12 protein-coding genes and 2 riboswitches are annotated in these 12,775 nt (G+C 67.0%); of the genes, 8 read left to right on the top strand and 4 right to left on the bottom strand.

The window, feature by feature from the left end; genetic code table 11:
* Positions 1–79 precede the first annotated feature (79 nt).
* Positions 80–631, top strand: a complete 552-nt coding sequence (locus C995_RS0104590; RefSeq protein WP_018863819.1) for a copper chaperone PCu(A)C — start codon at positions 80–82, stop codon at positions 629–631.
* 24 nt (positions 632–655) lie between these two features.
* Here C995_RS0104590 and C995_RS0104595 read toward each other — a convergent pair whose 3' ends face one another.
* Both C995_RS0104595 and C995_RS0104600 read right to left on the bottom strand, forming a co-directional pair.
* Positions 656–1,525: a peptidylprolyl isomerase gene (locus C995_RS0104595; RefSeq protein WP_018863820.1), complete on the bottom strand. Its 870-nt coding sequence runs from the start codon at positions 1,523–1,525 to the stop codon at positions 656–658.
* 2 nt (positions 1,526–1,527) lie between these two features.
* Positions 1,528–1,824: a YciI family protein gene (locus tag C995_RS0104600; RefSeq protein WP_018863821.1), complete on the bottom strand. Its 297-nt coding sequence runs from the start codon at positions 1,822–1,824 to the stop codon at positions 1,528–1,530.
* A 148-nt stretch (positions 1,825–1,972) separates the two neighbouring features.
* On the opposite strand from C995_RS0104600, the gene C995_RS0104605 reads away from it, so the two are divergent.
* From C995_RS0104605 to scpB, 5 genes are read left to right on the top strand one after another with little or no spacing between them, the layout of a single operon-like run.
* Complete coding sequence (locus C995_RS0104605; RefSeq protein WP_026278947.1) at positions 1,973–2,590, top strand: L-threonylcarbamoyladenylate synthase; 618 nt, start codon at positions 1,973–1,975, stop codon at positions 2,588–2,590.
* A gap of 27 nt (positions 2,591–2,617) precedes the next feature.
* Complete coding sequence (locus tag C995_RS0104610) at positions 2,618–3,979, top strand: DUF945 family protein (RefSeq protein WP_018863823.1); 1,362 nt, start codon at positions 2,618–2,620, stop codon at positions 3,977–3,979.
* Between the two features lie 46 nt (positions 3,980–4,025).
* Positions 4,026–5,246, top strand: a complete 1,221-nt coding sequence (locus tag C995_RS0104615; RefSeq protein ID WP_018863824.1) for a tryptophan--tRNA ligase — start codon at positions 4,026–4,028, stop codon at positions 5,244–5,246.
* 32 nt (positions 5,247–5,278) lie between these two features.
* Positions 5,279–6,136: a ScpA family protein gene (locus C995_RS0104620; RefSeq protein WP_018863825.1), complete on the top strand. Its 858-nt coding sequence runs from the start codon at positions 5,279–5,281 to the stop codon at positions 6,134–6,136.
* Complete coding sequence (gene scpB / locus C995_RS0104625) at positions 6,133–6,819, top strand: SMC-Scp complex subunit ScpB (protein ID WP_018863826.1); 687 nt, start codon at positions 6,133–6,135, stop codon at positions 6,817–6,819. Before C995_RS0104620 ends, scpB begins: the two co-directional genes overlap by 4 nt.
* 844 nt (positions 6,820–7,663) lie before the next feature.
* Here the strand turns inward: scpB and nadC are convergent.
* Both nadC and C995_RS0104635 read right to left on the bottom strand, forming a co-directional pair.
* The gene (gene nadC / locus C995_RS0104630; protein WP_018863827.1) at positions 7,664–8,578 is read right to left on the bottom strand and encodes a carboxylating nicotinate-nucleotide diphosphorylase; all 915 of its coding nucleotides are present in this window, start codon (positions 8,576–8,578) and stop codon (positions 7,664–7,666) included.
* Complete coding sequence (locus C995_RS0104635; protein WP_018863828.1) at positions 8,568–9,959, bottom strand: sodium:alanine symporter family protein; 1,392 nt, start codon at positions 9,957–9,959, stop codon at positions 8,568–8,570. Before C995_RS0104635 ends, nadC begins: the two co-directional genes overlap by 11 nt.
* A 177-nt stretch (positions 9,960–10,136) precedes the next feature.
* Between C995_RS0104635 and C995_RS0104640 the strand changes: the two genes are divergently transcribed.
* Together C995_RS0104640 and gcvT are read left to right on the top strand one after the other, a co-directional pair.
* Positions 10,137–11,060, top strand: a complete 924-nt coding sequence (locus C995_RS0104640) for a ZIP family metal transporter (protein WP_018863829.1) — start codon at positions 10,137–10,139, stop codon at positions 11,058–11,060.
* 228 nt (positions 11,061–11,288) lie between these two features.
* Positions 11,289–11,390, top strand: a riboswitch (glycine riboswitch).
* Between the two features lie 2 nt (positions 11,391–11,392).
* A riboswitch (glycine riboswitch) is annotated at positions 11,393–11,502 on the top strand.
* A 122-nt stretch (positions 11,503–11,624) separates the two neighbouring features.
* Positions 11,625–12,725, top strand: coding sequence for a glycine cleavage system aminomethyltransferase GcvT (gene gcvT / locus C995_RS0104645; RefSeq protein WP_018863830.1), 1,101 nt, complete (start codon positions 11,625–11,627; stop codon positions 12,723–12,725).
* The last annotated feature ends 50 nt before the right edge of the window (positions 12,726–12,775 follow it).

Genomic DNA, 12,775 nt, shown 5'->3' on the forward strand with positions numbered 1-12,775 from the left:
TCTAGGGAGACGCGGATCGAATCGCACGCGTCGCGTTCCCCTAGGTTAGGATGCGTCACAGCGAACCGTGGAGAAACTGATGATCAAACTCGCCGTATTACGATCTCTTGCGGCCGCCGCCCTGGTCCTGAGCCTGGGCGCGGGCACCGCGGGTACCGCGGTGGCCGGGGAGGCCCCGGAGGTGTGCGAATGCCTGGAAGGGCTGGAGATGGAAGGCACGCCTTGGGTGCGCCTGGTACCCGGGGATACCACCGCCGGCTATCTGGAGCTGCGCAATACCGGCGAGTCCGATCGCCGTATCGTGGCCGCCGAGTCGCCAATCGCGAAGACCACCGAATTGCACGAGCACACCCATGAAGATGGCGTGATGCGCATGCGCGAGGTCGATCACCTGGACCTGCCCGCGGGCGAGACCCTGGTGCTGGAGCCGGGTGGCCTGCATCTGATGTTCATCGGCCTGCACGAGCCGCTGACGGCCGGTGACTGGGTCGCCGTGCGGGTGACCTTCGAGGACGGCGAGACCATGGATCTGCACATGCAGGTGCGCCGCGGCGAGGCCGAGGAGGGTGCCGGGCACGACCACATGGAGCGCGATGACGCGAGCCACGGGCACGGCGGTCACGGGCACTGACGTGCCCGCCCGAACGGCGCGGGATCAGTTCTCCGGCCGGTTCGGGATCTCGATCGTCGCCTTGGCGCGCAGGTCCTCCAGCTTTTCCTGGATGGCGCGGCTTTCCAGGATCTCGATGATCTCGGCGCGCACCTCGTCCAGCGGCGGGACTTCCACCTCGCGGGTGTCGTCCAGACGGATCAGGTGCCAGCCAAACTGTGACTGCACGGGCGCGTCGGTGGTCTCGCCGGGTTCCAGGGCCTCGGTGGCAGCGGCGAATTCCGGCACCATGCCATCGGGCGTGAACCATCCCAGGTCCCCGCCTCGAGCGGCGGATCCCGGGTCGATGGAGTGTTCCTCGGCCAGCTCCGCGAAATCGGCTCCGTCGTCCAGCTGTGCCAGCAGCTCGCGCGCGCTGTCCTCGTCCTCGACCAGGATGTGACGCGCGCGGTACTCGGTGCCGCGCAGGTATTCGACCTGGCGTTCGTATTCCGCCTCCACCTCTTCTTCGCTGATCTCGAGTTCCTCGGCGATGCGCTCCATCAGCGTGGATGCCAGCAGATTGGTCTCGACCATTTTCAGGATGCGCTGGATCTCGGGGTCGTCACCCAGTCCGCGTTTCAGGGCCTCCTGGCGCAGCAGTTCCAGGCTGATGACCTCGTCCAGTACCCCTTCGCCCTGCGCGGCCACCCCCGGATCCTCGTCCATGCCGGCGTAGGTGAACAGATCGGCGCGGGTGATCGCGCGATCATTGACGATGGCGACCGTGTCCTCGTCGTCGGTATCGGCGACGACCTCGTCGTGTTCGCTGGCCTCTTCTTCGGGCAGGGGCAGGCCCTCGTCGTCGTTACCGCAGGCGGCCAGAAGGCCGGCGAAGGCAAGGGCGACAACGAGTGCCGCGGGACGGATATGCATGATCAAAACACCTGCTTGAAGGGGCGAACATCCACCGAGGCATAGACCCCCGCGGCGACATACGGATCGGCATCGGCCCACTCGTGGGCGGCCTCCAGCGACGGAAACTCGGCCACGATCAGGCTGCCGGTGAATCCGGCGGGGCCCGGGTCGTTGCTGTCGATCGCCGGCAGCGGACCGGCCAGGATCAGGCGGCCGGCCTCGTGCAGGGCCTGCAGGCGGGCGACGTGTTCCGGCCGCGCGGCCAGCCGTGCATCCAGCGAGTCGGGGGCATCCTGGCCCTGGATCATGTAGAGCATCAATCGGGGTCTCCGTGGGTTGGGGCGTTAAGGAAACACTGATCAGCGTTTTCCTGATTCTAACGCGGGCCGCTCGGGGAGCGGGGCGCCTTATGAGCACCGCCCACCATGCGCTACACTGCGCGCCTTGTCATTAATGGTCGAGTTCATGATCGCGATACACCCCGAAAACCCGCAGCCCCGGCTGATCCGGCAGGTCCTGGAGCGGCTGCACGAGGGCGCGGTGATCGCAATCCCGACCGACGCCTGTTATGCCCTCGCCTGTCTGCCGGGCGACAAGGCGGGCGCTGACCGTATCCGCCGCATCCGGCAGGTCGACGATACCCATCACCTCACGCTGCTGTGTCGTGACCTCTCGGAACTCGGCGTCTACGCCAAGGTGGACAACACGGCCTTCCGCCTGATGAAGGGTCTGACACCCGGGCCCTATACCTTCATCCTGCCGGCCACGCGCGAGGTGCCGCGCCGCCTGCAGCACCCCAAGCGTCGCACTATCGGTCTGCGCGTGCCGGACAGCCGTATCGTGTCGGCATTGCTGGAGGCACTGGGCTCGCCGCTGATGACCGCGACCCTTCAGCTCCCGGGCGAGGAGCTGCCGCTGAGCGAACCCTGGGTGATCGACGAGCGGCTGTCGAAGGTCGTGGACGAGGTCGTCGATGGCGGTGCCGGCACCCTGGAGCCGACGAGCGTGATCGACCTGACCGGTGATGTGCCGGAGATCATCCGTCACGGTGTCGGCGATGTGGCGTTCCTTGATGAGTCGTAAGGGCATGGAGGCCAGGGGAGATGCGTGATGCGTAAGTGGATTGTGCTGCTACTGGCGCTGCTGATCGTGGTCGCCGCCTGGCCGGTGTTTGTCGGCGGGCAGGTCGAGCGCAACGTGACCGAGACGCAGCAGGCACGCATCGGCGAGGTGGATCTGCGCCACGAGATGGTCGAATACCGGCGCAGCTATCGAACCGCGAGCGCGCGCAGCGAGCTGACGCTGGACGACGGCGAGACCGAGCTGGTCATCCCGCTGGAGCACCGGGTGCGCCACGGTGTGCTCGGCGCGCGCGGCGAGTCGAACGTGGACCTGGACGCCCTCGAAGCCCCGGAGGGCTCGCTCGCGGCCCATCTGCTGCACGAGCTCGATCTGGTCGTGCAGACGCATGCCGGCATGGGCGGTCGTCTGACCACGCGCGTGCAGTTCGAGCCCCTGACGCTGGACCTGATGGAGGTCCCGGATGTGGCCGACCGTGTTGATGGCGATGGGCCGCTCTGGCTCGAGCTGGATGCGGGACAGGGGCGCTTTGCCTGGTCGGCGGAGCAACTGCTGCTGAGCCTGGACCTGCCCGCGCTGCGTGTGCATGACGACGAGGCGGACCTGCGGGTCGAACAGGCCCGTTTCGCGACCGTATTCGAACCGGACGAGGATGGTGTCTACGGCCGCCTGCCGGATTACGAGGGGGGGCTGGCGGCCGCGCACCTGCACGTTCGCGACGAGCAGGGCGAGATGGAGCTGACCCGGCCGCGAGTGAATGCCTTCCAGAAGACCAGCAATGATCGCCTGGACAGCCGCCTGCGCCTGGAGATCGACGAGGTTCGCCTGCGCGAGGCGGACGCCGACGTGCTGGAGCTCGAGACCGTGGATCTCCAGTTTGCGCTGCTGCGCTGGGATCGCCCGGCACTGTTGCAGATGATTCAGGACCTGGAGGCGCTGCAGGAGCGTGATCTGGAACGCGGTCAGCGCCTGGCGCTTGGCGGGTCGGTGATTACCGACGCGATCGAGCGCATGATCGAACACAGCCCGGCGGCCGAGTTGAAGGCCTCGTTCAACGAATCCCCCGCCCGCCAGGTGGCCCTGGAGACCGAGCTGGGCCTGCGCGGCGACGCGCGCGGTTTCCGTACCCGGCCGCTGGAGACCCTGGTACTGGACAGCGAACTGCGGCTCGGGCTGGAATGGGTGCGGGAATTCGAGTCCGCGTACCCGGACGCGGATTTGGACGAACGTCTTCATACCCTGGCGGCCCAGGGCTGGCTGCAGCGCGACGCCGATGCCGAGCTCTGGCGCGGACACCTGAATATGGAGGACGGTCGCGTGTACGTGAACGAACGCGATCGCACGGCGGCCCTGTTGGGCATGCTGTTTGCCCTTTCGGGCGGCATGTTCTGAGTATCATCCCCAACGAACCCCACGAATAACGGAGAAGGAACCACTCGTGACCAGCACCCAGGGAACGAACCAGCGCGTGATCTCGGGCATGCGCCCGACCGGGCACCTGCATCTGGGCCATTATCACGGCGTCCTGAAAAACTGGATCGAGCTGCAGCACAACTACGAGTGCTTCTTCTTCGTCGCCGACTGGCACGCGCTGACCACACACTATGAAGACCCGGGCGACCTGCAACAGCATGTCACCGAGATGGTGATCGACTGGCTGGCGGCCGGGGTGAGCCCCGGTTCCGCCACGCTGTTCGTGCAGTCGCGCGTGCCGGAGCACGCGGAGCTGCACCTGCTGTTGTCGATGATTACCCCGCTGGGCTGGCTGGAGCGTGTGCCCACGTACAAGGATCAGCAGGAGCAGCTGCGCGAGAAGGACCTGGCCACCTACGGCTTTCTGGGCTATCCCGTGCTGCAAAGCGCGGACGTGCTCGCCTACCGTGCCGGCATGGTTCCGGTTGGCGAGGATCAGGTGTCGCACCTGGAAGTCACGCGCGAGATCGCTCGCCGCTTCAACCATCTCTATGGCCGCGAGCCGGGGTTTGCGGAAAAGGCCGAGGCGGCGATCGACAAGATGGGCAAGAAGGCCGCCAAGCGTTATCGCGACCTGCGCAAGCGCTTTCAGGAGCACGGCGAGGACGAGGCGCTGGAAGTGGCCCGGGCGATGCTCGAATCGCAGCAGAACATCTCGCTGGGCGATCGCGAACGCCTGTTCGGCTACCTTGAAGGTGGTGGCAAGATCATCCTGCCCGAGCCCCATTCCAAGCTCACGCCTACCGCGAAGATGCCGGGTCTGGATGGGCGCAAGATGTCCAAGAGCTACGGCAACACCATCAGCCTGCGCACCGAGCCGGCTGAGGTGGAAAAACTGATCCGGACCATGCCGACGGACCCGGCGCGTGTGCGTCGCACCGATCCCGGCACGCCGGAGAAGTGTCCGGTCTGGGATCTGCACCTGGTTTATACCGACGAGGCCAAACGGGCCGAGCTGCACGAGGGCTGCACCTCGGCCGGGATTGGCTGTATCGACTGCAAGCGCCCGCTGATCGAAGAGGTGCAGGCGGAGCTCGAGCCGATCCAGCAGCGCGCAAAGGAGTACGCCGAGGACCCGGCCCTGGTGCGTTCGATCATCGTCGAGGGCTCCGAGGCCGCGCGCGAAGAGGCGCGCGAGACCCTGGAAGAGGTGCGCCGCGTGATGGGCCTGGACTACCTGCGATGAGCGGTTTCGGAATGCTCCCACCGAGATGAGCCATGGACCCGCGCGATGAGCTGACGGACCTGGACAATCCCGCGACGGTCGAGACCGGAGCGGAAGGCGAGTTTGTCTATCGCGTGCATGGCGAGCCGGTGGCGGAACTGCCGGCCGATCTGTATATCCCCCCGGATGCGCTGGAGGTCTTCCTTGAATCGTTCGAGGGACCGCTGGACCTGTTGCTGTACCTGATCCGGCGGCAGAACCTCGACATCCTCGCCATCCCGATCGCCGAGATCACGCGTCAGTACATGGCCTATATCGAGGTCATGCGCGCGCTGCGGCTGGAGCTGGCCGGCGAGTACCTGGTGATGGCGGCGCTGCTCGCCGAGATCAAGTCGCGCATGCTGCTGCCGCGCCCGGTGGAGGCCGACGCGGACGAGGACACGGATCCGCGCATGGCGCTGATCCGTCAGCTGCAGGAATACGAACAGTTCAAGACCGCGGCCGAGCGGCTGGACGAGATCCCGCGCATGGACCGCGACGTGTACGCCGCCGGCGCCAGCGTCGAGGCGCTGGAGGGGCCGCCACCCCCGGCCCCCACGATGGACGAGCTGATGGAGGCCCTGGCCGCCGTGATGCATCGGGCCAGCCTCTCCGCACACCATCACATCTCCACCGAGCAGTTGTCGGTGCGCGAGCGCATGAGCAGTATCCTCGAGGTCCTGCACACGGAGCGCTTTACCGACTTCGTCACGCTCCTGCTCGCCTCCGAAGGCCGCCAGGGCGTGGTGGTCTCATTTCTCGCCGTGCTGGAGCTGACCAAGTCCGGCCTGGTGGAGTGGGGCCAGAGCGAACCCTACAGCCCGATTCGGCTGCGCCGCCGGGGTGGCCGGCCGGACACGGAGGATGCATGAACGACGTCACCAGCCCTGACGCCCCGCAAGTCACTACCGAGATCGACACCGATACGCTCGGTGCCATCGAACTCGCGATCGAGGCAGTCCTGTTTGCCGCCGCCGAGCCGGTCGCACCGCGCGACCTGAAGGCCGCCTGCGAGGACCTGGGCGAGATCGACCAGCCGACGCTGGATCAGGCGATTGGCCGGCTGCAGGAACGCTATACGGATCGCGCCATCGAGCTGGTGCGCACCGCTGGCGGGTATCGCTTCCGCGTGCGGGCCCGCTTCTCGGCCACGGTCCAGGCGGCGCAGCCCGAGCGCCCCGCGCGGCTGTCGCGCGCGCTGCTGGAGACGCTGGCGATCATTGCCTATCGCCAGCCGGTGACGCGCGCCGAGATCGAGGCGGTACGCGGCGTCGCGGTAAGCTCCGGGATCATGCGCACCCTGCAGGAACGCGAATGGGTACGCGTGGTGGGGCACAAGGAGGTGCCCGGTCGGCCTGCGCTGTATGCGACGACGCGGACGTTCCTCGACGACCTGGGCCTGAAGCGGCTGGAGGAGCTGCCACCGCTGGATGCGATCCGAGATCTGGCGGATGTCGCCTCCGACGCGGGCTTCACCCTCGCACCGCCCGAGGGCGACGCCAATGGCCAGCTCCGCCTCGAGCCCGCCCCCGAATCCGACGACGAGTCCCGCTAGCCGTCGGCGCTTCAAGGCTGGGCCTGGTTCGGCATCCGGTGTTTACGGTGCCTTCGCTCCGCCGCCTGCCTGCGCTGTTTCGGCAGCGCGCCCCGAGGTACTTTCTTGCTTGCCCAAGAAAGTACCCAAAGAAGGGCACCCGGATTCCGCCCGGGAACCTTGCTCCAGGGCCCTCGGGCCGGCGGCGCTGAAACTCGCTGCGCTGTCGCTCCGCTCAGACAGTCAGCGCCTCTCTTCCGTCCCGAGCACCCTTCCGCAAGGGGCTTCATACGGGGGGATGAAGGTCAAGACAACGGCTACCCCGACGTTTGTGCCAATGGTTGGAGGCAAGGTATTCGGACATCTTGGCACGCGCGGCCTGCGGCCTTGGCGTGCCGCGCCCGCAAGCGGGCGCCAGGCCCCATCGTAGGATGTGATGAGCGCAGCGAATCGCATCAGGGTTTCCCCGGCGTCGGAACGGTGCGTTTCGCTACGCTCAACGCACCCTACGGCGTACGGGATAGCCAGAAGTGCTGGAACACCTTCTGTTTTGACCTTCCCTCCCGATATGAGCCCCTTGTGGAGGGCGTGACAGGCCGGAGAAAAGGCGCTGACTGTTTGAGCGAAGCGAGTTTCAGCGCCGCCGGCCTGGCGCGTCCGGAGCAAGGTTCCCGGGCGAATCCCGGGCGTGTTTCTTGGTTACTTCTTTGCACGAGCAAAGAAGTAACTCGGGGCGCGCTGGCGAAACAGCGCTTGGCAGGCGGTGGACCGAAGCCACCGTAAACACCAGATGATGAACCATTCCCAGCCGGAACGAACGCAGAACGCTGGATAAAGCCTCGCAGCGTGGCTTGGCGCGAGGCGGTTACGAGTCGAGGCGCAGGGAGAAGTCGATGGCGCGGACATGCTTGGTCAGCGCACCGACCGAGATGTAGTCGACGCCGGTGGCCGCGATCTCGGCGAGGCTGTCCGGCGTGACCCCGCCCGAGGCCTCGGAGATGGCCCGCCCCCGGATGCGCCGCACAGCGGTGGCGAGGTCATCCCGCGAGAGTTCGTCCAGCATGATCACGTCGGCGCCGGCGTCCAGCGCCTGATCGACCTCGTCCAGGTTCTCCGTTTCCACTTCCACCCAGCGGCCGGCCCCGAGCGTGCGGGCGCGCTCCACGGCAGCCGCGATGGAGCCACAGGCGGCGATGTGGTTCTCCTTGATCAGCACGGCGTCCCAGAGCCCGAGGCGGTGGTTGTGGCCGCCGCCGATGCGCACCGCGTACTTCTGCCCGTGACGCAGGCCCGGGAGTGTCTTGCGGGTATCCAGTATCCGGCTGTGGGTGTCGCCCAGGCGGGCGACCCAGCGCGCGGTTTCGGTTGCGGTTCCGGACAGCGTTTGCAGCAGGTTGAGCGCGGCACGCTCGGCGGCCAGCACGGCGCGGGCCGGGCCCTCGAGCGTGGCGACGGGCTGCGCTCCGTCCGGTTCAAGCACGGCGCCCTCGGCCACTTGCCAGTCGATGCGGGTCTCGGGCGCGAGGCTCGCAAACGCGCGGTCGAACCACGCCTGGCCGCACAGCACGGCGGGTTCTTTCAGCAGCAGGGTGGCGCGGGCGGCGCGATCCTCCGGGACCAGCGCCGCGGTAATGTCGCCGGCCAGGGCATCGGGGCCGAGGTCTTCGGTCAGCGCCATCTCGACCTCGCGCACCAGCATGGCCGTGTCCGGCCGGGCCGGGCCCTGGGCGAACGGGTCGTGCGGGCTGCGGTTGGTGTTGTCCGGGGTGTCAGCGGCCATGGTGAGGATTGTACGGTCGGTCGGAGAGATAGTCGTCGCGCAGCTTCTTCACCAGCCCGGCCAGCAGGATCAGCGCGATCAGGTTGGGTGCGGCCATCAGGATGTTGGCAATGTCGGAGAAGTTCCAGACCATGCCCAGCGGGATGGTCGCCCCGATCACAATCAGGATCACGAACACGATGCGATAGGGCATCACCGCGCGCTCGCCGAACAGGAAATACGCCGACCGGTCGCCGTAATAGGACCAGGCGATCATTGTGGAGAAGGCGAACAGCATCAGGCTGAAGCCCACGACCATCGCCCCGAACGGTCCCAGCGTGGCGCTGAAGGCCGTGGCGGTCAGCGAGGCACCGACCACGTCGTCGGCGCGGTCGATGTAGGCGCCGGTGACGACGATGGCGAGGCCGGTCAGGGTGCAGACGACGATGGTGTCGATGAACGGCTCGAGCATGGCGACCGAACCCTCGCGGGGCGGGTTGGCGTTCTTGGCCGCGGCGTGGGCCATGGCCGAGGAGCCCAGGCCCGCCTCGTTGGAGAACATGCCGCGCGCGACGCCGTACTGGATGGCGAGGCCAATCGCGCCGCCACCCGCGGCCCAGGGGTTCAGCGCCAGATTCAGGATGGTGGCCACGGCGGCCGGCACGGCCTCGATATTCGCGACGATCACGATGAATGCGCCGATCATGTACACCACCGCCATGAACGGCACGATGGCCGAGGCGATCATCGCGATGCGCCTGACCCCGCCGATGATGACCAGCGCCACGAGCACGGCCATGGTCAGGCCGATGATCAGGGCCATCCAGCCCATGATGTCGTCGTCCGCGCGCAGCGTGGGCACCATGAAGGTCAAACCGTCGACCACGGAATTGGCCTGCACCATGTTGCCGATGCCAAACGAGGCGATCAGCGTGAAGGCGGCGAACAGGATGGCCATCTTCTTCATGTTCAGCCCGTTGAGCAGGGTGAACATCGGGCCACCGGCCACACTCCCGTCCGGGGCGATTTCGCGGTAGCGTACGGCCAGGGTGGTCTCCGCGAACTTGGTGGCCATGCCGAAGAAGGCGGTTACCCACATCCAGAAGAGGGCCCCGGGGCCGCCGAGCGCAATGGCCGTGGCGACGCCGGCGATATTCCCGGTGCCGATGGTCCCGGACAGGGCCGTGGACAGCGCCTGGAAGGGCGAGATCTGGCCCTGGCCGCCGGCCTTTCCGTCGGTGCCGCGCAGCGCGCGCCAGCCCTGGCGGAAGGCGACGATCTGCACCAGTCCCAGGCGGATGGTCAGGTAGAGCCCCGTGCCCAGCAGCAGGATCAACGTAATCGGGTTGCCCCACAGGAGGCTGGCGGTATCGCCGAGGAACTGGTCGAGGGTCTCGAGCATTGCTTCGTCCTTGAGGATGGGGCGGAAGGCCGATGCGGCGACTCTACCGTTTGCCGGCACTCGACGGTAGCGCGGACGGACCGACGGTAGCGATCAATGTCACGGAATGCTTGTGGGAACCGTCGGCACAAAGCGGTTTCCGAATGGAAGTGGCCGGAAAAAACCTCAGGGAGCGGGATGAACGAGACAGAATCGGAGGAGATGCAGCAGGACACCGGGCAGCGCCCGGTGCCCCGGCTGTTTCTGGTCGGCTCGCTGATTGCGCTGGCGGCGTTCATCTGGCTGGTCAGCCTGCTGTGGCCCACGCTGGAGGACCGGGCGGCCGAGCTCAGCACCCTGCAGATCGGCCTGCTGGCGAGCTTTATTGCCGGGCTGATGACCGCCGTGGGCGCGATTCCGATCTTTTTCCTGCGCCGGATCAGCCAGTCGGTCGAGGACGCGATGATGGGCTTCGGGGCCGGGGTGATGCTCGCGGCCACCGCCTTCGAGCTGGTGCTGCCGTCGGTGGAGCATGCCGAGGCCCAGTACGGCGGGGTCGGCATGGCGATCCTGGTGCTGTCGGTGGGCATGGCCCTGGGTGGTGGGGCGCTGCTGGCGCTGCACAAGCTGGTCCCGCACGAGCACTTTCACATCGGCCCCCAAAGTGGAGCCGATCCGGCCAAGATCCGTCGCGTCTGGCTGTTCATCTTTGCGATTGCCCTGCACAACCTGCCGGAGGGGCTGGCCGTCGGCGTAGGCTTCGGTGGCGACGATGTGAGCGACGGCATCACCCTCGCGATCGCGATCGGTCTGCAGAACATGCCGGAGGGGCTGGTCGTGGCGATTGCGCTGCTGTCGCTGGGCTACAGCAAGTGGGCCGCGTTCGGCGTGACGCTGCTGACCGGGCTGGTGCAGCCGATCGGCGGGCTGGTCGGAGCCGGTGCGGTGACACTGATGGAGTTCCTGCTGCCCTGGGGCCTGGCCTTCGCCGCGGGGGCGATGCTGTTCGTGATCAGCCACGAGATCATCCCCGAGTCACACCGCAAGGGTCACGAGGCCCAGGCAACCGTCGGCGTGCTGGTCGGCTTCGTCGCGCTCCTGGCAATCGATCTGGCGCTCTAGTACTGGGCTGGAATTGAGCACCGTCATTGCAAGGGGCTCAGCGACGAAGCGCTTTCTTCCACGCCGCCTCGGGCTCCTCGCAAAGACGGGTGCGACAGGCGTGCGATCGAGGGGCACGGGCGGGGCGGCCGCCTTGCAACGAAAAGTCGCCGCCACCCGTCCGGGCTTTCGCGAAGGCGATATTTGGGTGTACAATTAGTTTCGTCTGCGGGTGCCCGACAGTGCCCGCACACCGTTCTGGAAGAGTTCTGCGATCGCGAGTCGATTGGCAGACGCCGAAGGCGCAACATCCGCCCGGAATCGCTCAGGCTACCGGACCGGAACGGTGCAGAAAGACACACTCTGGAGAGCGGCCGGCGACGGCCCACCGAAGGGGGCGGCCCTGCAGCGAGTGATCGCTGGCACGGCGCAAACTCTCAGGTTTCAGGACAGAGGGGCGGCTGGCAGGTAGACCCTGCTGGCCGCCCTTTTTTTATGCCCCGCGTACGCGCCGCGTGTATGGCAGGGGCCGCGTCGGGCCGGGAGGCGGCCCGTCTCACGAACACGGATGCAAGGCGACAAAAGATGAGTCTGAAGAAAACGCCGCTTCACGCCGCGCACCAGCGCGCCGGGGCCAAGCTGGTCGACTTCGCCGGCTGGGAGATGCCGCTGCACTACGGCTCCCAGATGGAGGAGCACAAGATGGTGCGCGCCGGGGCCGGCATGTTCGATGTCTCGCACATGCAGGTCGTCGATATCCACGGCCCGCAGGCGCAGGCCTTCCTGCGCTACCTGCTGGCCAACGATGTCGCCAAGCTGAAGACCGAGGGCCGCGCCCTGTACAGCTGCATGCTGAACGAGGCCGGCGGCGTGATCGACGACCTGATCATCTATTGGACCGGTGGCGACAGCTACCGCGCCGTGGTCAATGCCGCGACCGCCGAGGGCGACATCGCCCACATGCAGCAGGTGGCGAAGGACTTCGACGCGAATGTCGAGCCGCGCCCGGAGTTCGCGCTGATCGCGATCCAGGGCCCGCAAGCGGTGGAGAAGACGCTGCCGCTGCTGCCCGAAGACCTGCGCTCGGCGGCCGGCGATCTCAAGCCGTTCTCCGCCGTCTGGAACGACGCCTGGTTTGTCGCCCGCACCGGCTACACCGGCGAGGACGGCTTCGAGGTGATGCTGCCGCAGGCGGAGGCCGACGGCTTCTGGGAAAAGCTGAAGGACGTCGGCGTCAATCCGATCGGCCTGGGCGCGCGTGACACGCTGCGCCTGGAGGCGGGCATGAACCTCTACGGCACGGACATGGACGACCAGACCAATCCGCTGACCGCGAATCTCGGCTGGACCATCGCCCTGAAGGACGCCGAGCGTGACTTCATCGGCCGCAAGGCCATCGAGCAGTGGAAGGCCGAGGGCGTGAAGGAACGCATGGTCGGGTTGGTGCTGGAGGGTCGCGGCGTGCTGCGTGGCGGCACCCGGATCGAGACCCCGGCCGGCGACGGCGTGGTCACCTCCGGCAGCTTCTCCCCGAGCCTCGGTGTATCGATCGCGTTCGCGCGCATCCCGGCCGCGGTGGACGCCGAGGAGCTGCAGGCGGATATCCGCGGCCGCATGCTCCCGGTCCGGGTGGTCAAGCCCGTATTCGTGCGCAACGGCGAACCGCAGATCGAACTGAATCTCTAGCGATTTTATTGCCTCATGCCGCTTGCCACAGACTAAACTGCGCAGGCGGG

Origin of the sequence: Thioalkalivibrio sp. ARh3, from assembly GCF_000377265.1 — a bacterium.
Lineage (GTDB): Bacteria > Pseudomonadota > Gammaproteobacteria > Ectothiorhodospirales > Ectothiorhodospiraceae > Thioalkalivibrio > Thioalkalivibrio thiocyanoxidans.

Bases quoted from the DNA above. Each gene is read 5' to 3' on its own strand.
- C995_RS0104590 (WP_018863819.1), top strand. From the start codon at position 80: ATGATCAAACTCGCCGTATTACGATCTCTTGCGGCCGCCGCCCTGGTC.
- C995_RS0104595 (WP_018863820.1), bottom strand. From the start codon at position 1,525: ATGCATATCCGTCCCGCGGCACTCGTTGTCGCCCTTGCCTTCGCCGGC.
- C995_RS0104600 (WP_018863821.1), bottom strand. From the start codon at position 1,824: ATGCTCTACATGATCCAGGGCCAGGATGCCCCCGACTCGCTGGATGCA.
- C995_RS0104605 (WP_026278947.1), top strand. From the start codon at position 1,973: ATGATCGCGATACACCCCGAAAACCCGCAGCCCCGGCTGATCCGGCAG.
- C995_RS0104610 (WP_018863823.1), top strand. From the start codon at position 2,618: ATGCGTAAGTGGATTGTGCTGCTACTGGCGCTGCTGATCGTGGTCGCC.
- C995_RS0104620 (WP_018863825.1), top strand. From the start codon at position 5,279: ATGGACCCGCGCGATGAGCTGACGGACCTGGACAATCCCGCGACGGTC.
- scpB (WP_018863826.1), top strand. From the start codon at position 6,133: ATGAACGACGTCACCAGCCCTGACGCCCCGCAAGTCACTACCGAGATC.
- nadC (WP_018863827.1), bottom strand. From the start codon at position 8,578: ATGGCCGCTGACACCCCGGACAACACCAACCGCAGCCCGCACGACCCG.
- C995_RS0104635 (WP_018863828.1), bottom strand. From the start codon at position 9,959: ATGCTCGAGACCCTCGACCAGTTCCTCGGCGATACCGCCAGCCTCCTG.
- C995_RS0104640 (WP_018863829.1), top strand. From the start codon at position 10,137: ATGAACGAGACAGAATCGGAGGAGATGCAGCAGGACACCGGGCAGCGC.
- gcvT (WP_018863830.1), top strand. From the start codon at position 11,625: ATGAGTCTGAAGAAAACGCCGCTTCACGCCGCGCACCAGCGCGCCGGG.